23 protein-coding genes are annotated in these 25,707 nt (G+C 36.3%); 15 read left to right on the forward strand and 8 right to left on the reverse strand.

Annotated features, from left to right (window positions below; translation table 11 throughout):
- Positions 1–64 precede the first annotated feature (64 nt).
- Positions 65–2,320: a tetratricopeptide repeat protein gene (locus FLUTA_RS06440; RefSeq protein WP_013686051.1), complete on the forward strand. Its 2,256-nt coding sequence runs from the start codon at positions 65–67 to the stop codon at positions 2,318–2,320.
- Positions 2,321–2,334: 14 nt separating this feature from the next.
- A complete protein-coding gene (locus FLUTA_RS06445) occupies positions 2,335–2,859 on the forward strand; it encodes a hypothetical protein (RefSeq protein ID WP_013686052.1) in 525 nt (174 codons plus the stop codon).
- A 189-nt stretch (positions 2,860–3,048) separates the two neighbouring features.
- On the opposite strand, the gene FLUTA_RS06450 is transcribed toward FLUTA_RS06445, so the two are convergent.
- The gene (locus FLUTA_RS06450; RefSeq protein ID WP_013686053.1) at positions 3,049–3,252 is read right to left on the reverse strand and encodes a YwbE family protein; all 204 of its coding nucleotides are present in this window, start codon (positions 3,250–3,252) and stop codon (positions 3,049–3,051) included.
- A 44-nt stretch (positions 3,253–3,296) separates the two neighbouring features.
- Here FLUTA_RS06450 and FLUTA_RS06455 point away from each other — a divergent pair, with 44 nt between their 5' ends.
- Positions 3,297–3,884: a hypothetical protein gene (locus tag FLUTA_RS06455; RefSeq protein ID WP_148235402.1), complete on the forward strand. Its 588-nt coding sequence runs from the start codon at positions 3,297–3,299 to the stop codon at positions 3,882–3,884.
- 46 nt (positions 3,885–3,930) lie between these two features.
- The gene (locus FLUTA_RS06460; RefSeq protein ID WP_013686055.1) at positions 3,931–5,016 is read left to right on the forward strand and encodes a YARHG domain-containing protein; all 1,086 of its coding nucleotides are present in this window, start codon (positions 3,931–3,933) and stop codon (positions 5,014–5,016) included.
- 22 nt (positions 5,017–5,038) lie between these two features.
- On the opposite strand, the gene FLUTA_RS06465 is transcribed toward FLUTA_RS06460, so the two are convergent.
- Entirely contained in the window at positions 5,039–5,878 is an 840-nt protein-coding gene (locus FLUTA_RS06465; RefSeq protein WP_013686056.1) for a hypothetical protein, read from the reverse strand.
- Positions 5,879–6,200: 322 nt separating this feature from the next.
- On the opposite strand from FLUTA_RS06465, the gene FLUTA_RS06470 reads away from it, so the two are divergent.
- Both FLUTA_RS06470 and FLUTA_RS06475 read left to right on the forward strand, forming a co-directional pair.
- Entirely contained in the window at positions 6,201–7,553 is a 1,353-nt protein-coding gene (locus tag FLUTA_RS06470; RefSeq protein ID WP_083800535.1) for a PP2C family protein-serine/threonine phosphatase, read from the forward strand.
- A gap of 25 nt (positions 7,554–7,578) precedes the next feature.
- Positions 7,579–8,184 (forward strand): CHAP domain-containing protein, encoded by a 606-nt coding sequence (locus FLUTA_RS06475; protein WP_013686058.1) that lies wholly within the window; start codon positions 7,579–7,581, stop codon positions 8,182–8,184.
- A gap of 36 nt (positions 8,185–8,220) precedes the next feature.
- Here FLUTA_RS06475 and FLUTA_RS06480 read toward each other — a convergent pair whose 3' ends face one another.
- Genes FLUTA_RS06480 through FLUTA_RS06490 form a run of 3 tightly spaced genes read right to left on the reverse strand, consistent with a single transcriptional unit; the run spans position 8,221 to position 13,185 of the window.
- A complete protein-coding gene (locus tag FLUTA_RS06480) occupies positions 8,221–8,964 on the reverse strand; it encodes a hypothetical protein (RefSeq protein ID WP_013686059.1) in 744 nt (247 codons plus the stop codon).
- A gap of 28 nt (positions 8,965–8,992) precedes the next feature.
- Positions 8,993–11,437: a carboxypeptidase regulatory-like domain-containing protein gene (locus FLUTA_RS06485; RefSeq protein ID WP_013686060.1), complete on the reverse strand. Its 2,445-nt coding sequence runs from the start codon at positions 11,435–11,437 to the stop codon at positions 8,993–8,995.
- A gap of 29 nt (positions 11,438–11,466) precedes the next feature.
- The gene (locus tag FLUTA_RS06490) at positions 11,467–13,185 is read right to left on the reverse strand and encodes an ABC transporter substrate-binding protein (RefSeq protein ID WP_043023693.1); all 1,719 of its coding nucleotides are present in this window, start codon (positions 13,183–13,185) and stop codon (positions 11,467–11,469) included.
- Positions 13,186–13,439: 254 nt separating this feature from the next.
- Here FLUTA_RS06490 and FLUTA_RS06495 point away from each other — a divergent pair, with 254 nt between their 5' ends.
- Complete coding sequence (locus FLUTA_RS06495) at positions 13,440–14,246, forward strand: hypothetical protein (RefSeq protein WP_013686062.1); 807 nt, start codon at positions 13,440–13,442, stop codon at positions 14,244–14,246.
- Between the two features lie 153 nt (positions 14,247–14,399).
- Positions 14,400–14,801, forward strand: a complete 402-nt coding sequence (gene mce, locus FLUTA_RS06500) for a methylmalonyl-CoA epimerase (protein WP_043023694.1) — start codon at positions 14,400–14,402, stop codon at positions 14,799–14,801.
- On the opposite strand, the gene FLUTA_RS06505 is transcribed toward mce, so the two are convergent.
- Positions 14,781–15,410, reverse strand: a complete 630-nt coding sequence (locus FLUTA_RS06505; protein ID WP_013686064.1) for an HAD family hydrolase — start codon at positions 15,408–15,410, stop codon at positions 14,781–14,783. The two genes, mce and FLUTA_RS06505, sit on opposite strands and share 21 nt — an antisense overlap.
- Positions 15,411–15,444: 34 nt before the next feature.
- Between FLUTA_RS06505 and FLUTA_RS06510 the strand changes: the two genes are divergently transcribed.
- The 5 genes from FLUTA_RS06510 (at position 15,445) to FLUTA_RS06530 (ending at position 22,529) form a co-directional block, all read left to right on the forward strand.
- Complete coding sequence (locus tag FLUTA_RS06510) at positions 15,445–15,792, forward strand: hypothetical protein (protein WP_013686065.1); 348 nt, start codon at positions 15,445–15,447, stop codon at positions 15,790–15,792.
- Positions 15,793–15,931: 139 nt separating this feature from the next.
- Positions 15,932–18,655 (forward strand): 2-oxoglutarate dehydrogenase E1 component, encoded by a 2,724-nt coding sequence (locus FLUTA_RS06515; protein WP_013686066.1) that lies wholly within the window; start codon positions 15,932–15,934, stop codon positions 18,653–18,655.
- 30 nt (positions 18,656–18,685) lie between these two features.
- Positions 18,686–19,969: a 2-oxoglutarate dehydrogenase complex dihydrolipoyllysine-residue succinyltransferase gene (gene odhB, locus FLUTA_RS06520; protein WP_013686067.1), complete on the forward strand. Its 1,284-nt coding sequence runs from the start codon at positions 18,686–18,688 to the stop codon at positions 19,967–19,969.
- 179 nt (positions 19,970–20,148) lie between these two features.
- A complete protein-coding gene (locus FLUTA_RS21380) occupies positions 20,149–20,721 on the forward strand; it encodes a lamin tail domain-containing protein (protein WP_148235403.1) in 573 nt (190 codons plus the stop codon).
- Positions 20,634–22,529, forward strand: coding sequence for a T9SS C-terminal target domain-containing protein (locus FLUTA_RS06530; protein ID WP_013686068.1), 1,896 nt, complete (start codon positions 20,634–20,636; stop codon positions 22,527–22,529). The genes FLUTA_RS21380 and FLUTA_RS06530 overlap by 88 nt, the downstream gene beginning before the upstream one ends.
- Before the next feature lie 95 nt (positions 22,530–22,624).
- Here the strand turns inward: FLUTA_RS06530 and FLUTA_RS06535 are convergent, their stop codons facing one another.
- Together FLUTA_RS06535 and FLUTA_RS06540 are read right to left on the reverse strand one after the other, a co-directional pair.
- The gene (locus tag FLUTA_RS06535; protein WP_013686069.1) at positions 22,625–23,554 is read right to left on the reverse strand and encodes a hypothetical protein; all 930 of its coding nucleotides are present in this window, start codon (positions 23,552–23,554) and stop codon (positions 22,625–22,627) included.
- Complete coding sequence (locus tag FLUTA_RS06540; RefSeq protein WP_013686070.1) at positions 23,551–23,895, reverse strand: hypothetical protein; 345 nt, start codon at positions 23,893–23,895, stop codon at positions 23,551–23,553. Before FLUTA_RS06540 ends, FLUTA_RS06535 begins: the two co-directional genes overlap by 4 nt.
- Before the next feature lie 222 nt (positions 23,896–24,117).
- On the opposite strand from FLUTA_RS06540, the gene FLUTA_RS06545 reads away from it, so the two are divergent.
- Together FLUTA_RS06545 and FLUTA_RS06550 are read left to right on the forward strand one after the other, a co-directional pair.
- On the forward strand, positions 24,118–25,107 hold the full coding sequence (locus FLUTA_RS06545) for a tetratricopeptide repeat protein (RefSeq protein ID WP_013686071.1): 990 nt from the start codon (positions 24,118–24,120) through the stop codon (positions 25,105–25,107).
- Positions 25,104–25,706, forward strand: a complete 603-nt coding sequence (locus FLUTA_RS06550; protein WP_013686072.1) for a hypothetical protein — start codon at positions 25,104–25,106, stop codon at positions 25,704–25,706. The genes FLUTA_RS06545 and FLUTA_RS06550 overlap by 4 nt, the downstream gene beginning before the upstream one ends.
- The last annotated feature ends 1 nt before the right edge of the window (position 25,707 follow it).

Below are 25,707 nucleotides of genomic sequence, written 5' to 3' on the forward strand. Positions count from 1 at the left end.
TATAACATTCAAATAACCTAATTTTCAGTTATTAACCCTAAATTCGTCCTTGTAAAGCCACAATATGAAAAACACATTCCTTTGCTTGATTATTCTCCTTTCCTTCAACATTCAAGCACAAAATCACACAATCGATTCTTTACAGAATGTTCTCGAAAAAAACAAAGAAGATACAAGTAAAGTAAGCACTTTAGCCCAACTAAGTAAAGAATTTTTATTCACCGCCAATTATTCGAACGCTCTTGATTGTGCCAAAAACGGCTATAAATTATCTGTAAAATTAAAGTACGCAAAAGGACAAGCAATGAGCCTTTTAAACATTGGAAATGTAAACCTGTACCAAGGAGATTTTCCGAAAGCAATCACCTATTACGAACGCAGCTTAAAAATTAGTTCACGAATTGGAGACAAAGAATTGATGGCAAAAGCCCTAAATAACGTTGGAGCTATATACAATCATCAGGGAGATATCAGCAAAGCTCTGAAATATTATAACCGCAGTTTGAAAATCAACAAACAAATTGACGACAAATTGGGAATCGCACGATGCCTCATAAATCTGGGATCCATTTATACATTCCAAAGCAATATTCCAAAAGCACTTGAATGTTATCACCAAAGTTTAAGTATCCTGGAAAAAACAAATGAACAACAATTAATTGCAACCTGTCTTACCAATCTTGGAATTACCTATGACAATCAAGGCGATAAACAGAAAGCACTCGACTATTACAATCGCGGGATGAAAACCCTTGAAAAAGTAGGTGATAAAGTGGGAGTTGCCAGAACACTTAATAATATTGGTGTTTTGTATCATGGAAGCAAAGAGAGAAAAAAGGCACTTTACTACTATTTACGCAGTTTATCCCTAGAAGAAGAAATTGGAGATAAACAATTAATCGCAAATAGTTTGACCAATATTGGAAATATTTACACCGAACAAAACGATTATTCAAAAGCCTTAGATTACTATACAAAAGCGTTGAAACAGGACGAAGAAATTGGAGATAAAAAATTAATTGTCAATACTTTATACAGAATAGGAAACGTATATTACCTACTTGGAGATCTCACCAAAGCAACAGATTATGCAGAAAGAAGCATGGCCATTGCTGAGGAAATAGGTTATCCAGTCGACATTCAATTTGCAGCAGAACTACTCAGTAAGATTTACGAAAAACAAGGAAAAGGAATACAAGCTCTGGAAGCCTATCACCTCTATATCAAAATGCGCGATAGTATTACGACTACCGAAAACCGACAGGCAGCTACCGAAATGAAATTCAAATACGAATACGAGAAAAAAGTTGCTGCAGATAGTGTTCAAGTTATAGAGGAGAAGAAAATCGTTGCATCGAAGTTTAAAGAAGAACAACGAATGCGCTACACCCTTTACGGAGGACTCGCTTTAGTTACACTTTTTGGTGGTTTCATGTTTAATCGATTCCGAGTTACAACCCGCCAAAAACAAATCATTGAAGTAAAAGAAAAAGAGACACAAGAACAAAATGAGCTTATTTCTCATCAGAACAAAAAAGTCGAGCATCAAAACATCTTATTGGAAGAAAAGCAAAAAGAAATTTTGGACAGTATTAGTTATGCCAAACGGCTTCAAGATGCCATTTTACCTCCCAAATCAGTCATTGACGAAGCTTTTTCTCAGAATTTCATTTTATACAAACCAAAAGACATCGTTGCGGGAGATTTTTACTGGTCAGAGACAGTGAATAATCGCTTTTACATTGCAGCAGCTGATAGTACGGGCCACGGTGTTCCAGGCGCGATGGTTTCTGTGGTTTGTTCCAACGCATTGAATCGTGCTGTAAAAGAATTTGGGTTGACAGAAACGGGACAAATTTTGGACAAAACGCGTGAATTGGTTGTTGAAACCTTCGCAAAAAACAACGACGAAGTAAAAGACGGAATGGATATTTCATTGCTTTGCATCAATAAGGAAAACGGTAAAATATCTTGGACAGGAGCCAATAATCCGCTGTGGTATATCCATTCAGGAGAACTCACTGAAATCAAACCAAACAAGCAACCCATTGGAAAAACTGAAAATCCAACTCCTTTTACAACACACCAACTAGATTTCATACCAAATACAACGTATTATTTGTTTACAGATGGAATGGCAGATCAGTTTGGTGGAGAAAAAGGAAAAAAATTGAAAAACAAACCTTTCCAAGAATTCTTACTTCAAATAGATTCATTGTCTTTGTCTAAACAAGCCGAACGAATTGACGAAAAGTTTGAAAACTGGAAAGCAGATCTAGAACAAGTAGATGACGTTTGTATCATTGGAATTCGGGTGTGAGTTGATTTTTAAAGATGAAAGTAAATCTAAATCTATTAGTTGGCATCTTTTTAATCATACTCACTTGGTTGTTTGTAGGAGTTTACAGAGATGGTGAATTTTACGAACCCAGCTTATTCATCAAATACAAACCTTCATTGAAAGTCTATTTCTATTCGCCATCTGGTATGTCGGATTTGACGATTGAAGACCTGCCCGAACTGGATAAATCAGAAGAGATAGCTTTTGAGGAATTTGTAGAAAACCAACATGAATTTAGCCAAAAAATATCTTTTCTAGCATCTCTTCTTATTCAGTTTACATTAACCTTCCTGAGTTTTGGATTGATTAAATCCAAAAGAAAACATCCCAATTATTGGATTCAATTCCCTGCACATTTTCTAATATGTTTCATTTTCGGGTTTGTGATTACGATTCTTATGCTGCAATTTGACAAATTTCTGATCACCATATTATTCAGTATTCTGATTCTTGGATTTAACAGTTTGATGCGGGTTTTGGTAAGTGGCTTTCGAAAAATTCCGAAGTTGCGCGATTAATCGGGGTATATGTATGATTCCGTACCTAAACCATTTTTAAATACAAAACGTGAATATTTACCACAAATGTTTTGAAGCGCCTACCGGTCGCTTCTTTTTCAATTGTTAATTAGGAGACTTAGCGAGACTGGTAAGCTCGCTTTAAATTTGTGCATTTGTGGTAAAAAAAGGAATGGGTGTGGATCGCAATCAATCCACCTCGGAATCCACAATCTCTACAACTCTCCCCACCAATTTATCAACGGTCATGATTTTGATTCCATGCGGATGAGACGGAGCGCTTGTAAGCAATGACTTTACAATTCCTTCTGTCAATTCGCCAGAAGATTGATGCTTCTTTTGGATAAATAATACAATCATTCCTGGTTTGATATCTTTTCGCTCTGGTTTCATGGTTCAAAATTACAGAGAATTGAATCAATCTCAAACCAAAATCGATGAATGTGAAATCATCTGGAAACAATCTGGATTCAAAATTATTATCTTGTCTTAATTTTGCATACATGCCGAACAAATATACCCGTTTCCTTCCTTTTGAAAAATATAGAGTTGTTACAACACTTTCCGAGGAAGAAATCATTGAACGTTTGAAGATTATTACAAGAACAATAAGCAAAATTCAGTTTTCTACAAGAAAGGCGGCTATTCTGCGTTCAAATTATGATTACAATGGGGAAATTTCAGGAAAAAATTTTGAGATCTGGCGCAATATTAATTACAGAAATTCATTCATTCCTATAATCACTGGAACTGTTGGCTCTAAATTGGATAAAACAGAGATCCATGTTTCCATGAAATTATCATTGCTTGCAAAAATAGTTTTGATAATTGTGCTTTCAATAGCATGTGTCATTTTCTTAATTGGTTTTACATTTTACCCTTTTGGTTTCAAGGTATTTATTCCAGTTTTTGCAATCATATTGAGTTATTTAGTGATATTTTTGGCATTTAAGTTAGAAGCGAGGATAAGCAAAAAGGATTTGAACACGATTTTTAAAGCAGAAACCGAAACAAATACCTTGTGAGATACTTATTTTTGAATCAACAACCCCTCAAAATTGATTTATATTCATGACTAAATTCAGTTCCGTTTTCATTTTTCTACTCATAGCTTTAAAACTAAGCGCCAATGATGGGGCATACTATTCCGGAGGAAGCACATTTTATCCACTGAAGGAAGGGAAGATATCTATGGATAAAGAAATCCTCTCCTTTAAAGTCATTAACAAGCAATGTTATGTCACTATTCATTTTGAATTCTTTAATCCCGAAAATGTAAGTCGAAAAATACTCGTCGGATTTCAAGCACCACAAGCGGCTGGCGATGTAAAAGAGGAAGAAATAAAATTTCCGCAAATCTTTGACTTTAAAGTCAGTCAGGATAGCAGGTTACTTCCCTTTCAGCTAAAAACAGCAGAATGTGAAGATTGTCCGTTGAAAGAGGAACAAACCATTTCATCGCATCAAGCAGGCAGTGGAATTTTCGTCTATCTTTTCGAGATTGAGTTCAGACCTGGAATCACATCGATCGATCACAGTTATCGTTTTCGGTCAGGTTCATCTGTAATGACTGACCAACTATACCCTTACATTCTTAAAACAGGAGCAAAATGGGCTGGCGGAACAATCAAGGATTTGACGGTAAACATCGATATGGGCAACGATTCGTATTTCTATGTAAGTGATATTTTTGGTAAAGAAGCTAATTGGTCAGTTCTTGGAATTGGTAAAACAACTTCCTCAGTTTACAACAATTATGAAGTAGATTGTAAGATGATACGAATATTAAGCGGACACCTTCAAATTCACTGTACTAATTGGAATCCGCAGCAAAACTTAGAATTCGGAATAATTAAGCCGCATTGTTATGAATTTGCAGTTTATCCAAAAACATTGAATCGTATTATGACTGCAGTGAATTCTCTAAATGTTGAGAATTTAGAGGACAAGATTCCTTACACGAAAGAAGAACTTAAATTCATCAGAAACACCTTCTTTGCTCAAAAGGGCTATGTTTTCTCCAATTCAGAATTATCGACATACTTTAGTAAGTTTGAGTGGTACATTCCCAATCCAAATTTGAAAATGAGCGAAATTCAATTTGATACAGATGTGAAACTTTTCATTGAAGAAATTCAAAAAAAGGAAAAACAGTAAGTCCCATTGAATTAAAATTGAACTATTTTATCCGATTTGAAACTTGTTCTATTCGAAGTAGATTTTCGTCTTTATCATAATATTCAATTGTTCCGCTGACCAGTTGTTCATTTTCAAAAATTCCCTTTTCTATTGTATACGGAATGGAGAAATCGATAGGCATTTCCATACTCATTTTATGCCCAAATCTGGGACTTTCTTTCTGAACAATTATTCCGTTTTCATAAATCAATGTCACATCTGTATCATAATGTTTAATGATAGGCTGATTTCTAACTGACTTAGAATAGACGATGGAAAAATCACCAAAAACAATAGTGCGATCCTTATGTTCATATTTTTCACACAACCTAAAACCAGTTGGATAGAATGTGCGTTCCATCCAATACTGCAAATCAGCTGAAGAATAACGCTCCAGAACCCGCTCTCCTTTTAGATTAAAGGTTACCGTAGTATCACCAATTCCATTCGCATCATACTGAAAAAGTTTACACACATCACAATCTACAAACTCCTGCCAATCTTTTACGTCATAACTACATTGTTTTCCAATGCGAATCCATCCACCTTTCTTTCGTCCCAAAGAATCAACCTTATTAACCAGTTGTCCATTAAACGTAGTATCCGAAAACTTCCCGTTTATCACCTTCATCGAATAACTCAAACTAGTAGAATCCCTATAAATATCTCGTTTACCATTGAATAGCTTTCCATTTTCAAAAATGCCGATTTCCTTGATATAGATGGTTCTTGATTTTCCAAATTGATTGTAAACTATCGTATCAACCGATCTACTTTCAATTTGAGAAAAAGACATTATAGTCAAAAGAATAAAAAACACTGAAATTCCTACGGTTTTCATCGAACCAATATACTCTGAAATGTTCACTGAAAATCAAAAAATAGAGCAATCTATTCATTTAATTGAGTGAACAGCTATTCTGTCTTTATGTATCTTACAGGAAGACTCAATCTTCAGTATATTTGGAGAATATTGAACAATCGGATGAGAAAACGGTAAAAATTTCACTCCACTACACCGTTAGGCCTCTATAAATCTATCCTCATTCCAGTAATCATAACTATTATTCCGCTTATTTACAGGAAATAAAAACAATCTGAGGGAATACTATCTTCTTTCACGATACTAGTTTCATATACTACAGATTTGTATATTTGGGAAAATGATACATCGCATACTCAACAATGGGATATCGGTTAACAACACTGTTTCACTCAATCGAAAACTTCGTGTTAGCAACCTAATTACTCTAATCATAGCAGTGGTAATGCTTGCTTATACTCCCATGTATGTCTTATACAAACAACCAGCTGGCATTGTATTAAACAGTCTTTACTTTAGCTCCAGCATTCTAACATTTATACTGATCCATCAGAAAAAAAAGATTCCAGCGTTCGTTCTTCTTGTCTGTGCTAGTATGCTTTATTTCGTTGCTTCTAGCATTGTTTATGGAGCAAAAGTAAATCTTCACTTCTTTTTGCTGATTGTCTGTATGCTTCAGGTCGTTTTGTTCAATAGTCAGCTCATTATCCGAACCTTCATTGCTTTATGTATTGTTTCATTCTTTTCAGTGGTTATTTGGTCGCATTTTTATGACCGATTGATTTATATTCCTCAACAAACAGAATCAGCAGAAGCAATTATGGGAAATGTAAACTTATTACTGCTTTTTCTGATTATTTCACTCTTTATTCTCTTCTTCAAAGGAGAGATGATCGCTGGTCAAAAACGTATTTTAGAGCAAAAAAACCTCATCGAAGAAAAGAATAAAGACATTACCGATAGTTTATTATATGCACAGCGAATCCAAAATGCGATGCTCCCAAGTGCTTCCTCTTTGGAATCTATATTCTCTGATTATTTTCTATTCTTCAAACCAAAAGACATTGTAAGTGGCGATTTTTATTGGGCGTTTGAAAATGAACGTTATCAGTTCGTGGCTGTTGGTGATTGCACTGGGCATGGAGTTCCTGGTTGCATGATGAGTGTTTTAGGAATTAATCTTCTGATTGAAATTGTGGAGAACAAGCAAATTCAAGAGCCCAAAGTCATTCTAGAAGAATTGAGAAACGGTATTCTTTTAGCCTTTGATAAAGACCGAAAAAGTGAGGAATACAAAGACGGAATGGATATTTCAATTATTCGAATTGAGAGACAAACAAATACATACACCTTCGCCGCCGCCAATAATTGTATCTATCACCTAACTCCCGATCAACTAGAAGAACGAATTGCAGATCGACAATCAGTTGGTTATTCCCACGAATCAAAGGCTTTTTCCCAACAAGAATTCTCTTATCAACCAGGAGATTTACTCGTACTATTCACAGATGGATTTGCAGATCAGTTTGGCGGACCAAAAAACAAAAAATTCAGATACAAACCGTTTCAAGAACTCCTTTTTACTCAACAGCAAAACAATAACCTCTCAAAGGTATTGCACGTAACATTCGAAAATTGGAAAAAGGAACTAGAACAAGTAGATGATGTCTGCGTTTTTGGCGTACGATTGTGAAGTAACATAAAACACGCCCCAATTCATGAAAAAAAACCTCTTTATCACCCTAATTATTAGCGCATTGGGTGCTTTGACATTCTTCTTCTATGAGAGAAGCCAGGCTCCAAGCCGTGTTTATGAAATTGGAGAATCTCTTGATAGCTTAAATCATGTCGTCGTTTATTACAATGGAGGAATGGGAAATGTCAGCGGACGAAATACTTCTCCTGATGGATACAATATCGGACTGAAATACCAATGCGTAGAATTTGTGAAGCGCTATTATTACGAGCATTACAAACACAAAATGCCCAATGCTTATGGGAACGCTATCGATTTTTTTGATAAACGCTTAGTGGATGGTCAATTGAACGCAGAGAGAGATTTAATTCAATACACGAATCCAAGTAAGAGCAAACCAAAAGTTGGAGATTTAATCATTATGGATGCCACTTTTTCAAACGAATACGGACATGTCGTAATCGTTTCCAAGGTAACAACCGACGAAGTAGAAATTATTCAACAGAATGCTGGAAATCCAGATCACCCAAGAGATGTCTTCGATTTAGATTTTGATGAAGGAAATTGGGAAATTGATAACGGACGAATTTTGGGTTGGTTGCGGATGAGAAAAAGCGACGGCTTATAATACGGGCAAAATTCAGTGCAGCCTATTATGATATTCCTATTTAAAAATTGTGTCCTGAAAATAGATCGTATTATTTCGGATTACAAAACGCAAATCGTATCTTCTAAAACCAATTTCTTGCTCCATTTCAGTGTCTAATTTTCTTTCATTCACATGAATCACTAATTCTTCTAGGTTTTTTGATTGAATTTTGAAATCTCGTTCAAATACAATGTAATTTTCATAAGGAGCATTCCTAGTTATTATGCGAAATTGATCGTCACTCTTTTGAACTTCTTTTCCATCTGTTGTAAATACCAAGGGTAAATCTTCACAGTAGATACTTCCATCACCTTTCTGCGAAACCAAGATATAATCTCCTGCTCGAATGATTAATTTGTCTAAGTCATAAGAACATTCTCCAAAAACAACTGGAATACTTCCATGTTTAATCATTTTGAATCCCTTTTCATTCGTTTCCTTCAAGCAAATAAATGGGTTATCTCTATCATCGTCTTCTCCCAAATAACAACTCGCAATCCAAACATACGAATCAGATCGCACAAAGTAAGCGAGTGTATCTTCTTCGTCGTATCCCGATAAATCATATTTGTCTAAGAATTTCAACGAAAAATCCTGCTCCAGTCGTTTCAGTTCCAATGCATTCAAATACCCTTTTTGAACTTTGAGTTTCTCAAAAAGTTTTCCGTCATTAATCTTCTTCTGCCGCTTGGGGCTATTACAGGAAAGGATCAGTGAACAAATCATTAAAAAAATCCAGAGACCCTTTGTTTTTCTCATTTTGATAGTGTGACGTAATATTGCGGAATTACTCCTTTTTCCCACTTGCCAATTTGAAACTAATGCGGTAATAGAAAATCGGAAGGAAGCCCAATTGTGTTTTTTCAGCCAATGGTTCCTTACTCGGATTTCCCAAATCAGGTGCGTAAGCCAAGCCTAGCACATTTCGAGTATTCAGAATATTCACCAAATCCAACCCAATCTCGTGGGTCGATTTTTTCGCATTCATCTTCCAACTAACTTTCAAATCGGCACGGAAGTAATCTTTGAATTGACGCGTATTGAAGAGTGAATCACTAAAAATTAATTCTTTTTGGGCACTTGTTTCTGGCAGATTGATGTATCCGTAACGTTTTCCGCCCGCAACGGTCACTTTTCCACCTATCCCAATCGTGTGTTTCTTTCCTAATTTGAATTCTTTTCCAAACAAAATGTTTGCAGTATATAATCCGTTGTAGCTCGTATTTCTCTCAACACCATCACTTCCTTTGTATTTACTGTCATAAATTGAAACCGTCGTCAAGATATAAAAGCTTTTATCGAAGAACTTTTGCAAGGTCAATTCCAAACCATAATTCACCCCTGTTCCTGTATTTTTCAAAGTATCTGGAAAGAAACGTGCAAATCCACTTCCTTGATTAATCATGGAGAACGATGAAGCTTGAGCTGTCACTGGAACTTCATACAAGTATTGGTAATAAATTTCTGTTTTAAACTGGAATCCTTTTTTAAAATTCTTTTCGTAACCCAAAGCAGAATGCACTGATTTGGTGAATCCCATGTTCTTATTATGGTAAACTTTGTTTCCAGAAGCATCGAACTGATGATAGGTATATGTATAATACGGCTGTGTTTGACTATGCAATCCAGCTCCAGCAAATAATTTCTGATTGCCTTTCATATTCCATTTCCAACCCAAACGGGGCTCAACAGGACTCAAAGAATTGCTGAAAGAATAATACTGTGCATGCAATCCTGCTGTAAAATCCATTTTTTCAGTAATCCGGTATTTCCACTGGAAGAATGGTTGGATCAAAATCCCTCCCTGTCCTTTGTAATCCCAGCGATTAATGAATTCCGTTCCAGCGGTATTCAAAACACTATCGGTCATATTAAAGGTGAAAAAGTCTGCATTCAATCCAGCTTTGATTACATGTTTTTTTCCAATTTTGTGATTGATGCTGAACATACCCGAATAACGAGCAATTTTATAGGAATACCCCATAATAGGATAAATACTGTCAACGCGAATATTCACTTTAGGATCTCCGCCGTTATAAGTTGTATCCAATGAACGAATCAAATAATTGTGCTTCGAATGCTGATCGTCAATACTTGCAGAAAAAGTGGTTGTTAGGAAAGTGCGTTCTGAAAGTGATTTTTTATACGTAATTCCTCCAACAGCCATTCCCGTACCGAAATACTGATCGCGATCCCCTTCTCCGTATAAATCGGTGGCATACTCCGTTTGTTCGGAAATCAAAATTTTAATATCGCTCTTTCCTCCCATTCCCCAAAGAGAAAGCTGGCCTCCTTTTTTTAGTGGAAAATTGAATTTAAAAGCACCATCCCCATAAACTGGAACAGCATCCGTTCCGATCCGAATCCCCATGAATTGAAACAAACTTAAAGTAGAATAACGACCCATGATTAAATAACTTGCATTCGATTTTTTACTTAAAGGACCTTCTGCTAAAACTTCTGTCCCTAAAAATCCAAATTGACCTGTAAATTCATGTTGCTTCGAGTTTCCGTTTCGCAATTTCAAATCAAAAATACCCGAAACAGAGTTTCCATATTCAGCAGGGAAAGCAGACATGAAGAAATCAGAATTGGCTAAGCTTTTGTTATTGATAATGGAAACAGGTCCGCCAGAACTTCCCGAAATAGCGAAATGCGACGGATTTGGGATATCGATTCCTTCCACTTTATAGACAATTCCCAAGGGTGAGTTTCCTCGGACAACGATATCATTCCGGGAATCATCTGCACCTTGAACACCCGCAAAATTACTCGCCATACGAGCAGGATCTCCTCGTGAACCAGCATATCTCTCTGTTTCTTCCACAGAAAATTGCTGTGCAGAAACAGTTGCCATTTCATTTTTGACTTCGCCCTGTTTTTGAGCAACAATAACTACTTCTTCAACTTCACTGATCCGTTCTTTGATTTTGATTTCCAAAACTGTTTGTCTCCCAGAATTCACCTCAACGGAAGCTCCATAATTTTCGTAAATGGTCGACTTAATGAACAAGGGGTACTTTCCAACAGGAACATCTAAGAACTGAAATACACCGTCATCATTTGTGCTGGTTTTTAGCTTGGAGCTATCAGAAAGTGTGATAATTACCTGAGCGCCAAAAATTGGAAAGTCCGATTCAGAATCTAGAACTGTACCTCGAACGGTTTGAGTAGGTTGAGCAATAAGTATAGATACAAACGCGCAAAAAAATACGGTAAGGATAGTTTTCATTCATTAAGTATAACAGCGTAAATATACATTTATTGAATAGACTTCAAATATTCCTCTTTCGTCCATTCTTTAATGTATACTCGACGCAAATCCAAAAATTCCATGGGATTATTCTTCAAATTTCGAACTTTGGAATAACTCAACGTGAAGTCGTTTGCATACCACAACGGAATAATTGGAGGATCCTTCATTAATTCAATCTCCGCTTTTGTAAAGAGCTCCAATCTTCTTTTTTGATCAGACGAACGCGCTTGTTCAAAGTATTTATCAAATAAAGGATTTACGTAACGTGATTGATTTCCGCTTGATGGCAAATCTTTCTCTTTTGGAACTAATTTTCCATAGAAATTACCCAAGAATGTTTCGGGACTAGAATAATCAGCCACCCATGCGGTACGAAACATATCACCCTTTCCCATGTTCCCATCTTCGTTTCTTTGTTCAAAATTAGATCCATCAATATTTACATTAATTCCAAGAGTTTGGTAAATCTGATCAGCAAGTTCTTCTGCTACCGCAGTATTCAAATCGGTTATGTCCAATCTCAAATCCACACTGCCAAATCCTTTCCCACCTGGATATCCTGCTTCAGCTAATAACTTACGCGCTAATTCCACATTTAAATCGTAACCGTATTTTTTAATCTCTGAAAAATCATAGCCTTTAAAAACAGAATTGATTGGCGGAGTAATTCCGTAAATTCCATATTCGTAATATTGATTTCGAAGCACATTATCTGCCAATCGTTTTCGATCAATGGCATAATTAAATGCTTGTCGCACACGCACATCCTTAAAACGAGGATCATTCATATTGAAGAAATAGTATTGTGTGGTAAGCAAAGGGTTGTTGTATAGCTCTTTTAAAGGAGGTTGTGCATTGAAATCAGAAATTCTTCCTTCCAACATTTCAGTAATCCGAGAAGTTGGCAATCCAGAAATCAACACCGTTTTTCCCGTTTCGAACATTTCGAGTTGTTCCAATTTTCTAGTTTGAACATAAAAAACAACCGAATCTAAATAAGGCAACGCATTTCCTTTTTGATCAACCATGTAATAATCTTGATTCTTCAAAAGAGTATAGCTTTCGTTATCCGCAGGTTTCGTAAAATAGAACGGACCTGTTCCAACCACATCCGTTTCTTTATCAGCTTCAACAACCTTTTTAGAAACAATACTCGCACTCAAATTTGCCAATTTATTGATATACGTTTGATCTGGATTAATTAACGTAATTTCTAGTTGTTTGTTTTTGATTTTAATTCCGCTAATCGATTTAGCGTTTCCTTTGTAATAATCTACAGCACCTTTCACTTGATCAGCCAACAAAAACAAATAAGCTGTTGAAGGATTTCCATCCGAATTTGGTTTACATGCCTTTTCAAAAGTAAACAAAACATCTTCCACCGTCAATTTACGATCCTCCATAGATGCAAACACTGGATTATCATGAAAATAAATACCGTCTCTAATTGTAAATGTCAAAACCGATCCATCTCCGCTAATCGTCCATTTTTCAGCAATTTGTGGTTGTAATGACAAATCTTCTGCATTAAAGCTAACCAATCCTTCCATTACTTGAGAAAGTAATTCAAACGAATAAACATCATTCACATCTCTGGCAATAAAAGTTGAAGGGGTATTATCAAGAGCCATTTTAAAACTTCCACCAGCGAACTCAAATTGCTTTTTATCAGATCCGCAAGAAGTTATTAAAAATGCTATAAGGGCTAAATAAACTAATTTCATAGTAGTTGTATGAATGTTTGTATACAAGAATAGAAAAAATCTTTTACTAAAATAACTTAAAAATTCAAAATAATCACATCCCAAATAGTAACTTTAAACGCAGAATAATCGACGAATGGACAATATTTCATGATAAATTAAGTCATTAGGTGGTTTAACTGAAAAAAAAAATGTAATTTCGTTGCATAAAATGTTGGTAATGTAAAAAATAGCTATTATACTTGCCACAGTTTTTAGTGTAGCTACTAACAAAAATGAAACAGTTGAAAACATATTTACTTTGCTCTTTCGCTCTACTGCTAAGCTTTTCAAGCTCAGCGGTTCTTTCTATTGAAGGAAGTTATCAGGGTAAAAACTTATATGTTCAGAATCCAGATGTCGGAGACGGTTTTGGTTTTTGCGCAACAAAAGTTACTGTTAATGGAGATATCTTACCAGGAGGAACTGCAATTTCAGCATTTGAAATCGATTTTTCATTATTCAACATAGAAATTGGTGAGCCTGTATTCATTGTTATCGAACATAATGATGGCTGTAAACCGAAAATTTTAAATCCTGAAGTTTTACTTCCTCGAAGTACTTTCAATACAGTTGATATTAGCATTCAAAATAACGGAAATCTTTCTTGGAAAACGACCAATGAACAAGGTAAATTACCTTTCATCATTGAACAATATCGCTGGAACAAGTGGGTGAAAGTTGGTGAGGTACAAGGAAAAGGAACTCCAGGAACAAATACTTATGAATTTTTAGTTACTCCTCATTCTGGCGAGAATACAATCAGAGTTGTTCAAATAGATCATTCTGGCGAAAAAAGAAATTCAAAGGATGTGAAATTTACATCAAGCATTCCAGTTGTAGCAAAAAATCCCGTCAAGGTGAAAGATGAAATCAATTTCACAGCGTCTGGAAAACCAATTGAAACGAAATACGAAATCTATGACGCGTATGGAAACATCGTCAAGAAGGGAATCGGTTCATCAGTTCCATGTTCAAACTTATTGAAAGGGGCTTACTATATTAACTTCGATAACAAGACTGAAAAATTCTTTAAGGGTTAATCCCGAATTAACATAATTTAAATGAACCCTGGCAACCGTCAGGGTTTTTGCTTTAACAAACTTTGCGTGGTTTGCTTCTTAGCGGTAAAATCATCCAAGAATTTTTTAACGCAAAGAAAAAGGAGAACGCAAAGACTTTACTATATTCGAATCATGAATAAAATCGAGCACATTGGAATTGCCGTCAGAAATCTGGAGGAGGCAATCAAAACCTACACGGAACTTCTTGGAACCGAATGCTATAAAACGGAAGCGGTAGAAAGTGAAGGCGTCAAAACCGCTTTCTTTCAAGTCGGAGATTCAAAAATCGAGTTACTGGAAGCAAGCAGCGAGGCAAGTCCGATTGCGAAATTCATTGAAAAAAAAGGAGAAGGAATTCATCACATTGCATTTGATGTTACAGACATCCAGGCATCAATGAAAGATTTGGCGTCAAAAGGATTTCAATTGTTGAACGAGCAGCCAAAAAATGGTGCTGATAATAAACTAGTAGCATTCATTCATCCGAAGTCTTCGAATGGAGTTTTGGTGGAATTATGTCAGGAAAAAAGGTAAATCAAAAACTTCTTGATTTTTCGCTAATAAGAGACCCTCAATTCCTGCAGATTTTGCTCCTTCCACATGCTGAGGACTATCATCAATAAAAAGTGTTTTTACAGGGTCTAAGTTATTCTCTGAGCATACGAATTCAAATATATTTGAATCTGGTTTACGCATTCCAATCGCTGAAGAAAAATAGGTTTTCTCAAAATACTGCTCCAAATTTTTATGTCCAACTGATTTTTCTAACGATCTTCGAACAGCATCAATATGTATATCATTGGTGTTACTCAACAAAAATAGGCGGTATTTCGTAGCAAGCTCTTCCAAAAGTTGCAGGCGTTTTGTTGGAAAATCCAAAATCATAGCGTCCCAAGCATGAACCACCTGATTCGCCGTAGTGCCAAATGGCAAACGATCTAAGAGTTGATTAACGAAGTGAAATGAAGAAACTTCACCTCTTTCAAAACGGTCAAACAAATTCGTTTGCTGCAATTGAGAATAGGATTCTCCGAAATTTTTCATTCCTAAGGAAATAAATGCCTTTTCTGTTAAATCGTAATCCAAATTCAACAAAACTCCACCCAAATCAAAAATGATTGCTTCTTTTGAGGTATTAATCATAGTACAAAAGTACTAAGTTCACTCAAATGACTGAATGATGGAAGAAAAAGATTTAAATATACTCGTTCAAAAACTTCAATTGCAGTTGAGTCAACGTAAATTACTTGAAAAATTGCAAACACAAATAAACAAAGACTTTCAACGAGCTGGAATTCTTGATTTTGAACTATCCGATCCAGATCCAAAAGTTTGGAATGGAAAAATTCAGACAGTTCTGCAAAAACTCAGTGAAACCCAACTTCAACATCTCCTATACCTCATAGACATACCAGAATTAATTGTCATACAAACCAACAATCATGAAAACCGGTTATTTTATCTTTCAAATGCCATTTTACATCGTGAATTAATGAAAGTTTCTTTTCAAATTCAATTCAAGTAAAAAGCGACTTTATTCAATTATTCGGTTCAATATTCGAGGTTCAAAACAATATATATCAATTTTGCATTTTTTTATAAGGCTTTTCGAGTCACGCATGGACTAAAAGTTATAACTTTACCCACCATTATAGTGCACGAACATGGATAAAGTGACGTACGTCGGAAATGCAGATGTAAATGCGATAGAGCATTTGTATCAGTCATACAGTAAAGACCCTGAAAGCGTAGATGTTAGCTGGCAAAAATTCTTTGAAGGATTTGATTTTGCTCGAACTAACTTCGAAGATGGAAGTGAAATTCCTGAAAATTTTCAGAAAGAATTCAAAGTAATTAATTTGATTCACGGGTATCGAACTCGCGGACATTTATTTACAAAAACAAACCCTGTTCGCGAACGTCGAAAATACGAGCCAACTTTAGCCATTGAAAACTTTGGTTTAGAGGCTTCCGATTTGGATACGGTATTTCAAGCAGGAGAACAAATTGGTATTGGTGCGGCAACATTGCGGGACATTATTCTAGATTTAGAGCAATGTTACTGCCAATCAATTGGTATCGAATACATGTTTATGCGTGAGCCAGAGCGTTTGGAATGGTTCAGAAACAGCATAGAAGTAAAAAATCGACCAAAATTTGATGTAGCACGTAAAAAGCATATCTATAAAAAACTCGTTCAGACTTCCAATTTTGAAGCCTTTTTAGGGAAAAAATACGTTGGTCAAAAGCGTTTCTCTATTGAAGGTGGCGAGGCTTTGATTCCTGCCTTAGATGCGTTAGTAGAAAAAGGTTCTAGCTTAGGAGTTGAATATTTTGTAATGGGAATGGCTCATCGTGGTCGTTTGAATACCCTAACAAATATCTTCCAAAAAAGACCACAAGATATCTTCTCCGAATTTGAAGGAAAAGAATTTGATTACGATGGTGCATTTGACGGAGACGTAAAATACCATCAAGGGTTTACTAGTTCTGTAACAACTGAATCTGGAAAAGAAGTAGGATTAACACTTGCTCCAAACCCTTCTCACTTAGAAGCCGTAGATCCAGTTGTTCAAGGTATTGCACGCGCAAAATTGGATAATCATTTCCAAGACGAAAACAAAGTTTGTCCGGTAATGATTCATGGAGATGCTGCTGTTGCTGGTCAAGGTATTGTTTACGAGGTGATACAAATGGCTTTGTTGGATGGATATCGTGCTGGTGGGACAATTCACGTAGTGGTTAATAACCAAGTTGGATTTACAACAAATTTCCACGATGCGCGCTCATCAACTTATTGTACGGACGTTGCAAAAACAACATTGACTCCAGTTTTTCATGTAAATGGCGACGATATTGAGGCAGTTATTCAAACCATGGAAATTGCCATGGAGTACCGCCAAAAATTCCACCGAGATGTATTCATAGATTTATTATGTTACCGCAAATACGGACACAATGAAGGAGATGAGCCTAAATTCACGCAACCGAATTTATATAATATCATCGCGAAACATCCAAATCCGAAAGATATTTATTTGAAGCAATTATTAGCTGAAGGGTCACTTTCTGCTGAAACTGCAAAAACAATAGAAGACGAATACAATGCTCATTTGGAAAGCGAGTTCGAAACAGCGCGTAAGAATGAAAAAGCAGTCGTTTGGGATTTCTTAAGTAAAACTTGGGAAGGCTTCCGCCATAGCAAATCAGCTGATTTTGATTCAAGTCCTGAGACTGGAGTTAAAAAAGAGCGTTTGCTAGAGTTGGGGAAAAAATTAGCAACTTTACCTGAAGGCAAAAAATATTTTCGTAAAATTCAAAAGATTTTTGACGACCGTTTAGCGGCTGTTGAAACGAATAATTTGGATTGGGGAACAGCAGAAATGTTGGCTTATGCTACACTTCTGGACGAAGGAACCCCTGTTCGTATTTCTGGTCAAGATGTAGAACGCGGAACGTTTTCTCACCGTCATGCTGTTGTAAAAACAGAAGATACGGAAGAGGAAATCGAAACCTTGAACATGCTTTCGGAAAAACAAGCAGCGTTTACAATTTACAATTCATTATTGTCAGAATATGCAGTTCTTGGATTTGAATATGGATATTCATTAGCTGCACCAAAAGGATTAACGATTTGGGAAGCACAATTTGGAGATTTCTTCAATGGTGCTCAAATTATGATTGATCAATTTATTACAGCTGGTGAAGATAAATGGTCTACTCAAAGTGGATTGGTAATGCTTCTTCCTCATGGATATGAAGGTCAAGGTGCAGAGCATTCAAGCGGAAGAATAGAACGTTGGTTACAACAATGTGCAGATGATAATATTCAGGTTGTGAATACTTCTACTCCTGCAAATCATTTTCACTTGCTTCGCCGTCAATTGATTCGCCCATTCCGCAAACCATTGGTGGTATTTTCTCCTAAATTATTATTGCGCTATCCAGCTGCTACTTCAACTTTAGAAGAAATGGCCAGTGGTAACTTCCAAGAAGTAATCGATGACTCTAGCGCAAAAGTTGGTCAAGTAGATACACTTGTTTTCTGCTCAGGGAAATTCTATTACGAAATGAAAGAAAAAGCTCTTGAAATGGGTGCAGATAACATGGCATTTGTTCGTATCGAGCAATTGTATCCTTTACCTCAAAAGCAAATCGATGCTATTGTTGCAAAATACAACGCAAAGAATGTTATTTGGGCACAAGAAGAGCCAGAAAATATGGGTGCTTGGACTTACATTGCAATGAATTTAAGACACATTCCATTTGTTGGAATCACAAGACCAGCATCTGCGGCTGCGGCCGAAGGTTCCAAAAAATTGCACGAACGTCGTTTGAAACAATTGTATGCAGATATATTTAAATATGCATCTGTTCCAGTAAAATAAAAATATTAGAAAACTAAAACCAATTCAATTATGTCAATCCTTGAAATGAAAGTACCTAGCCCGGGAGAATCAATTTCTGAAGTAGAAATTGCAACTTGGTTAGTTACGGATGGTGACTATGTAGAAAAAGACCAGCCTATTGCAGAAGTTGATTCTGACAAAGCAACATTGGAATTGCCAGCAGAACAAGCGGGTATTATTACTTTGAAAGCGGCAGAAGGCGATTTAGTAAAAGTTGGACAAGTTGTTTGTTTGATCGATACTTCAGCTGAAAGACCAGCTGGTTCAGCAGCTCCTACTGAAGCTCCAAAAACAGAAGAGAAAGCACCTGCGGCTGAGAAAAGTGTTGAAGCTACTCCCGTTGCAGAAAAAACAAGTGCTCCAGTTCCTAACCCAGGGCCTGTAAGTGATAGTTATGCGAAAGGAACGCCTTCACCAGCAGCAGCAAAAATCATGTCTGAAAACGGTGTAAATGGAGCTAAAATAAATGGTTCTGGAAAAGACGGTCGCATTACGAAACAAGACGTTGTTGAAGCAATGGCAGCAGGAATTCCTGCTGATGCTACTCAAGGATGGGGAGGAACACGCGATCAAAATCGCGAGAAAATGTCCATGCTTCGTCGCAAGATAGCTGAGCGTTTGGTATCTGTTAAGAACGAAACAGCCATGTTGACTACATTCAATGAGGTTGACATGAAACCAATAATGGATTTACGTGCGAAGTACAAGGATCAATTCTCTAAATTCCACGAAGTGAATTTAGGATTCATGTCTTTCTTCACGAAAGCTGTAACTGAAGCATTGAATTTGTTCCCATCAGTGAATGCACAAATTGATGGAAATGAGATGATTTTCCACAACTACGCAGATATTGGTATCGCAGTTTCATCTCCAAAAGGATTAATGGTTCCGGTTGTTCGCAATGCAGAACAAATGAGTTTGGCTGAAATTGAGCGAGAAATCAAACGTCTAGCTATTAAAGCTCGTGACGGAAAAATTACTCCAGAAGATATGACTGGTGGAACATTTACGATTACCAATGGTGGTGTATTTGGTTCAATGATGTCAACTCCAATCATCAATCCTCCACAATCTGCTATTTTGGGAATGCACAATATTATTGAGCGCCCTGTAGCAATTGATGGTAAAGTGGAGATTCGTCCGATGATGTATTTAGCATTGTCTTACGATCACCGAATTATCGACGGAAAAGAATCTGTAGGATTCTTAGTAAAAGTGAAAGAAATGATTGAAAATCCTGAAAGAATTATCTTCGGAGGAAAAGACCCTTATGCGGTACTTCTAGGATTGTAAAATCTAACAAATTCATACCAAAACCCTGCGTTGCTTAACGCAGGGTTTTTTATTTGATTAATTTGTAACACCCTGAATCACAAGTAGAAATAATAAGTTAATTTCGTCGTGCAACTAATTGTTAGATTTACAAGTCTGTCTATTAGAATTTAAACTACATACTACTAATAATAACTTTTATGAAGTTAGCTACTACTATAGCGATTACTCTAATCGGCTTTTCTGCTATGTCTCAACTTTCGGCAACGAGCAGCTCACAATTAAATACCAACTGCAACGGAACAGATTGCAATTATTCTGGACCAACCATTCTCATCAATGAATTAATGATTAGTCCGTTCGACAATGACGGGTCTATCTCTGGAAATGGCGGAGTATCTGCTGGAAGGGGAGAATGGATTGAGTTATATAATCCAAACCTCTGTGAATCCATCGATATATCTTGTTACTACCTAGGAAATAATACACCAGAAGGAAATGGCGGATTTGTTATTCCTGCAGGAACAATAGTACCACCTTCTGGATTTTGCATGATTCGTGGAGGAAATGTACCTGCAGTTCCAGCCAATTTATTGGTTCAAAATGGAGGAAAGTTTGCGCAGCAGGAACTCGTTTATGGTTTCCAAATGCAGGAGGCTGGTTCGCGTTTTACGACTCCAATGGAGTGCCACAAGATGCCGTTTCATGGATATCTTCTGCAAATACCAATGGTTCACCATGCGTTCCAACTTTACCCGGTTGCATCAATGTAGCTTCCCTACCAAGTTATGACAATATTGCAGCCAATCGCAAAAATTACTTAAATACTCCCGCATCTTTAATTCTTGACAATTCAGTAAGAAGATTTCCAGATGGAGGTTCTTGGGATACACAAGCAGCACCAACCTATGCAACATGTAACAGCACATGTATTCAGCCAGGAACTTCAACGTGCACGGGAACAGCAACCGTAACTGTTTCTGGTGGAACTCCCCCTTATACTTATGCATGGGACGATTCTCAAATTCAAACGACACAAACGGCAATTAATCTATGTGCAGGAACTTACAATGTTACTGTAACTGATAACGGAGGGCTTGTTCAAGTTTTTCAAGCAACGGTAGAAGATTTTATTCCAACCGTTTCAGTCAATTTACCTACTGAAATTTGTATCAATGCCAATCCAATAGCGATATCCGTGAGTCCAGTTGCAATTGCAGGTCAAACTGGAACTTTGACAGGAACAGGTGTTAATACAACAAACTTTAACCCTGGTACGGCTGGAGTTGGAAGTCATACTGTCAATTATTTCTTTGAAGATGAATTTGGTTGTAGCAATACAGCAAATGATGCAATTCTTGTAAATCCTTTGCCAATTGTTTCCATTACAAATAATCAATCTCCTTATTGTCTTTCAAACACTCCTGCTGGATTAGTTCTTTCACCTACAGGTGGCCAATTAACTGGAACTGGTGTTACAACTAATCAATTTATTCCATCACAAGCTGGGGTTGGAACATTTACACTAACTTATACATATCAAGACACAAACGGTTGCTCAAATTCTACCACTATCAATGTGCAGGTAACTGCTCCAGCTCCTCCAAGTTTAACAATCCCTTCTGATTTGTGTATTGATTCAGATACTGTTAGTATGATTGGAAATCCAACTGGTGGAAGCTTTCAAATTGACGGGGTAGCTTCGAACAATCAATTTATTGCACCAAATGAAGGAATCGGAAATCATATAGTCGTATATACAGTAACTGATGGAAATGGATGCATTGCAACGGCAACCGAAAATTTAATGGTCCACGAACTACCCAACATTGTAATTCCTGTAAGTCAAAATTACTGTTACGAAACTGGATTTCAAACTGTAATCCCAACCCCAACAGGCGGAACATTTACTGGAGATAACGTAATTGGAAATGGAATAAATACTACTGGTGTTATTCCAGGAACATATACTGTTTCGTATTCATACTCAGATCAATTTGGTTGTTCGAATCAAGAAACTGCAAACTATTCAATTACCAGTCCAATTGAACCAAATTACGTTTATGAAACAACTTGTTTTCAGGGAGCAACATTGGTTTCATTAACTCAAAACCCAGGATATACCTACAATTGGAATATTGAGAACATCTTTGCTGGTTCTGGAAGTTCTTATTCTGCCACTTTTAGTACACCAGGAATTTATTCACTGACTTTAACTATCACGGATATTTTTGGATGTTCGTATGATTCAGTGGGTGTTATTCAAATTGAAGAAGGTGTCAAGATAGAAAAATTGGCGATGCCAAACATTATTACTCCTAATGGTGATGGAATAAATGACTATTTTGAAATGCCTCTTTCATTAACCGAATGTTTCGAATATGAAATTACGATTGTAAATAGATGGGGGAATTTAATCTATCAAATGGATAAAGATCATCCGTTATTTGACGGTCGTACTAAAAACGGAAACGACTTAAATGAAGGTGTTTACTTTTACACCCTAAAATCAGATGATTTTGACTGCAATGACGAAAAATTCAAAGGTATTTGTTCTGGTAATATTACAATTGTACGATAAAATTCTTCGAGACATGCTCAATGGATCAAATTATCAAAAAGGCTGGTATAAAATATATACCAGCCTTTTTGCACTACATTCGGGTCATCTGTTAATCACTGATATTTACTCAACTTAGTACCATCTTCATAAACATAAATGACAAAACCTGGAGTGTTTTCATCCACCGCTTGTCCCATCAAATTTATAATTTCTTTCAGAGGGCTATCTTTCATCGTATTATCTACTACTACTAAATTTTCATACGTTCTTCTTGTTCCATCAGTATCCACTTGTGTAATGCGGTAATAATTTTTCTTACCATTAGTTGGATCGGAGTGATTGATCTGGTAGTTTTGCCTCACTTCCGAATTTCCAAGAGAGTAAACCCTTGAAATACTTGTCCACAATTCCGCTTCGGGATTTACGGACCATTCAACATCAAAGTAATCATTATCTTTTTCAGATAAAGTAGACCACTCCAATTTGTTTTCACTTCCCACTCTTTTTGCAGCAAACGAAACCATTTCAACGGGAAGAACCACATTACATGCAATATCAAAATCGGTGAGTTTATAACCTGTAGAGTTGACAGACACATCCGATTGAAAATTAAAACGGAAACGGAAATTTGGAGAAGTTGGAGCCGTAAATGGGGGAATGGTTGTTCCTGGAGCAACTCCAAAATTTCCAGTCCAGCCAGTTCCTACACCGTAGGGATTAATCCAGGTAGTACCATTGTTCAATGAATACTCAAGAAACATAAAATCGAAACTAAATTCCGCATTTCCAAATGCCATAAAAGTTATGGAGACTGTGGATGCATTCGAACAACTCGCATCAATTGTTGGGGAAGTATAAGTCGTATTCATGTTATTACTATAATTCCCCGCACAATTGGTTGTGACATAATTACAACCAGCTTGCCATTGAAGAGCGCCTGCGCCTACCCAACCAGGATTCACCCCTGCAGTCCAAGTATACGGAAGTTGGGAGAAAGCAGCAAAATTCAATGCCACAATCAAACCTGTTAGTAGCTTTTTCATGACTTTCTGAGTGTTGCCCGGGGTAAATACTTTTCTTTAGCAAGTAGGTTTATAATCAAACCTTGTTCATTTGTAAAGGAGAAATCTACAGATTCTCTTCGCAAGTCTTCATACTGAGAAACATCAAATGAGTTGATATCAAATCCAATCACATGAGAATCATCAATGGAGTAGCTCTCACAATAATAATAAGTGATTGCCTCTAGCTTTTGTTGCGGCATCTCCGCAAGTTGTTCTTCTGTAAAATGTATCAACAACCTTTGATCGTATGTAGAATTACCCTGACCAAAGGAAAAAGACGCAAGAGTTAGAAAAACAATTAGGATTAAATTGTAATTCATTAATATTAAGTTTCAATGAACTAAATATAAAGTTTAAACTAATTCGTTAAACACAAAATGAGTAAAACAGAATTATTAACGAACATACCGTTTCATTCTTTGAATATTGTTTATTCATCAAAAGAATCAGGTTAAAAAAACCAACCTGTAAGAAGAAGTCTACGTTTAAGTTTCAATAGCTTGATACAAATCCTTATTTTTGGCATTCAGAATACATTCAATATGCGCGTACTATCTTTAATTGGTTTACTCTTTCTAATTTTTTCATGCGGTGGAAATGCTTCCAAAAAACCCGAAAAGCAGCTTACCATTGATCAACTTTACAAAAAGTATCCAGATAGTGTTCCTATCATGATTCAACATGGAAACTTAATGTTTGAAAGGTACGATTTTGATAAATCATTACATGATGGAGCAAAGGCTTATAGAATACAGCCGTGGAATACGGAAGCTCGTTTTTTATATGCAAACGCGTTGAATAACAGAGCTGAAAGAACTGCTAGTGATGTAATGTCTGCCCAGCAGCATTTTAAATTCGTGATAAACAAACAACCAAAAAATTTAGCTGCTCTTGTTGCTATTGCTACAACATATGCACAGCAAGGAGATAACGAAAAAGCATTTTACTATAGCAATGAGGCACTCCGGATTAACAAAAAATACAGAGATGCTTATATATTGAAAGGAAGTATTTATTTAAGTTTAGGTAACACCAAACTGGCTAAATCATCGTATCAAACAGCAATTGATCAAGATCCGGATTTCTTTGAGGCTTATGTAAAACTAGGATTAATGTATCAAGCAGAACAAGATCCATTGTGTATTGAGTATTTTATAACGGCCTCTCAAATCCGACCAAATAACATTGAAGTTTTGTATAATTTGGCTTATGCTTATCAAGAATTTGACAAAATTCCCGAAGCACAACAGACATATCGAGAAATGCTCAAAAAAGACCCCAGCTTCACTCCTCCATTATTTCAATTAGGGTGGATTAAACAAAACATGGAATCTGATATTGACAGCGCAGTTTTTTTCTACAATAAAACACTTCAAAAAGAACCAAGATATGTTGAAGCATGGCATAATTTAGGAATGATCAATGAAATGAAAGGAGAAAAATACAAAGCAATTCAATATTACAGAAAAGCCTTGAAATACAATCCTGATTTTAAGGATTCCGATGATGCTATCAGACGACTATCAAAATGACGCCAAAAAAAGCGATTCTTTTTCAAACCTTTATTGAGGGACTTATTCCTATTTTGGGTTATTTTTATTGGGAATGGGACGCAAGCTTTATCCTCTTGTTCTATTTAATTGATTGGATCTTATTTTGGATACTTAGTGTGCTAAAAGCTCAGAAGAGAATTCAATTCAGTGAGACTGTTGCAGAAAAAAAACTGGCGAGCAAACGTCTAAGCATTGCGTTTTTATGTATTTTAAGCACCTCTCTTGCGCTTTTTTACACCCTGCCGAACATACACTCGATTTTTTCATGGAAAGAGCGCATATGGGCATTCTTAACATACAGTGACCTGGGGATCCAACAAGGAATTCTATTAATTCCATTGATGACATTGAGTGGATATTTAGCCTATAAACAGCAATTTCTTATACCTCAATTGTTTAGAAAATATCCAGTAAGTCAATTCACCAGAGAACCTTTAAAACAAGGAATAATCCTTACAATCATTTTTGGGATTGTTTTACTCGTATCCTATTTCTATCCATTCCCCGAAGAAGTTTTAATTTTCGGAACTGTTGGTGGAGTAATTGCCTACCGATTGTTTAGTCGAAGTACCATTTGAT

Origin of the sequence: Fluviicola taffensis DSM 16823 (assembly GCF_000194605.1) — a bacterium.
GTDB lineage: Bacteria > Bacteroidota > Bacteroidia > Flavobacteriales_D > Crocinitomicaceae > Fluviicola > Fluviicola taffensis.

Bases quoted from the DNA above. Each gene is read 5' to 3' on its own strand.
- FLUTA_RS06440 (WP_013686051.1), top strand. From the start codon at position 65: ATGAAAAACACATTCCTTTGCTTGATTATTCTCCTTTCCTTCAACATT.
- FLUTA_RS06445 (WP_013686052.1), top strand. From the start codon at position 2,335: ATGAAAGTAAATCTAAATCTATTAGTTGGCATCTTTTTAATCATACTC.
- FLUTA_RS06450 (WP_013686053.1), bottom strand. From the start codon at position 3,252: ATGAAACCAGAGCGAAAAGATATCAAACCAGGAATGATTGTATTATTT.
- FLUTA_RS06455 (WP_148235402.1), top strand. From the start codon at position 3,297: ATGAATGTGAAATCATCTGGAAACAATCTGGATTCAAAATTATTATCT.
- FLUTA_RS06460 (WP_013686055.1), top strand. From the start codon at position 3,931: ATGACTAAATTCAGTTCCGTTTTCATTTTTCTACTCATAGCTTTAAAA.
- FLUTA_RS06465 (WP_013686056.1), bottom strand. From the start codon at position 5,878: ATGAAAACCGTAGGAATTTCAGTGTTTTTTATTCTTTTGACTATAATG.
- FLUTA_RS06470 (WP_083800535.1), top strand. From the start codon at position 6,201: ATGATACATCGCATACTCAACAATGGGATATCGGTTAACAACACTGTT.
- FLUTA_RS06475 (WP_013686058.1), top strand. From the start codon at position 7,579: ATGAAAAAAAACCTCTTTATCACCCTAATTATTAGCGCATTGGGTGCT.
- FLUTA_RS06480 (WP_013686059.1), bottom strand. From the start codon at position 8,964: ATGAGAAAAACAAAGGGTCTCTGGATTTTTTTAATGATTTGTTCACTG.
- FLUTA_RS06485 (WP_013686060.1), bottom strand. From the start codon at position 11,437: ATGAAAACTATCCTTACCGTATTTTTTTGCGCGTTTGTATCTATACTT.
- FLUTA_RS06490 (WP_043023693.1), bottom strand. From the start codon at position 13,185: ATGAAATTAGTTTATTTAGCCCTTATAGCATTTTTAATAACTTCTTGC.
- FLUTA_RS06495 (WP_013686062.1), top strand. From the start codon at position 13,440: ATGAAACAGTTGAAAACATATTTACTTTGCTCTTTCGCTCTACTGCTA.
- mce (WP_043023694.1), top strand. From the start codon at position 14,400: ATGAATAAAATCGAGCACATTGGAATTGCCGTCAGAAATCTGGAGGAG.
- FLUTA_RS06505 (WP_013686064.1), bottom strand. From the start codon at position 15,410: ATGATTAATACCTCAAAAGAAGCAATCATTTTTGATTTGGGTGGAGTT.
- FLUTA_RS06510 (WP_013686065.1), top strand. From the start codon at position 15,445: ATGATGGAAGAAAAAGATTTAAATATACTCGTTCAAAAACTTCAATTG.
- FLUTA_RS06515 (WP_013686066.1), top strand. From the start codon at position 15,932: ATGGATAAAGTGACGTACGTCGGAAATGCAGATGTAAATGCGATAGAG.
- odhB (WP_013686067.1), top strand. From the start codon at position 18,686: ATGTCAATCCTTGAAATGAAAGTACCTAGCCCGGGAGAATCAATTTCT.
- FLUTA_RS21380 (WP_148235403.1), top strand. From the start codon at position 20,149: ATGAAGTTAGCTACTACTATAGCGATTACTCTAATCGGCTTTTCTGCT.
- FLUTA_RS06535 (WP_013686069.1), bottom strand. From the start codon at position 23,554: ATGAAAAAGCTACTAACAGGTTTGATTGTGGCATTGAATTTTGCTGCT.
- FLUTA_RS06540 (WP_013686070.1), bottom strand. From the start codon at position 23,895: ATGAATTACAATTTAATCCTAATTGTTTTTCTAACTCTTGCGTCTTTT.
- FLUTA_RS06545 (WP_013686071.1), top strand. From the start codon at position 24,118: ATGCGCGTACTATCTTTAATTGGTTTACTCTTTCTAATTTTTTCATGC.
- FLUTA_RS06550 (WP_013686072.1), top strand. From the start codon at position 25,104: ATGACGCCAAAAAAAGCGATTCTTTTTCAAACCTTTATTGAGGGACTT.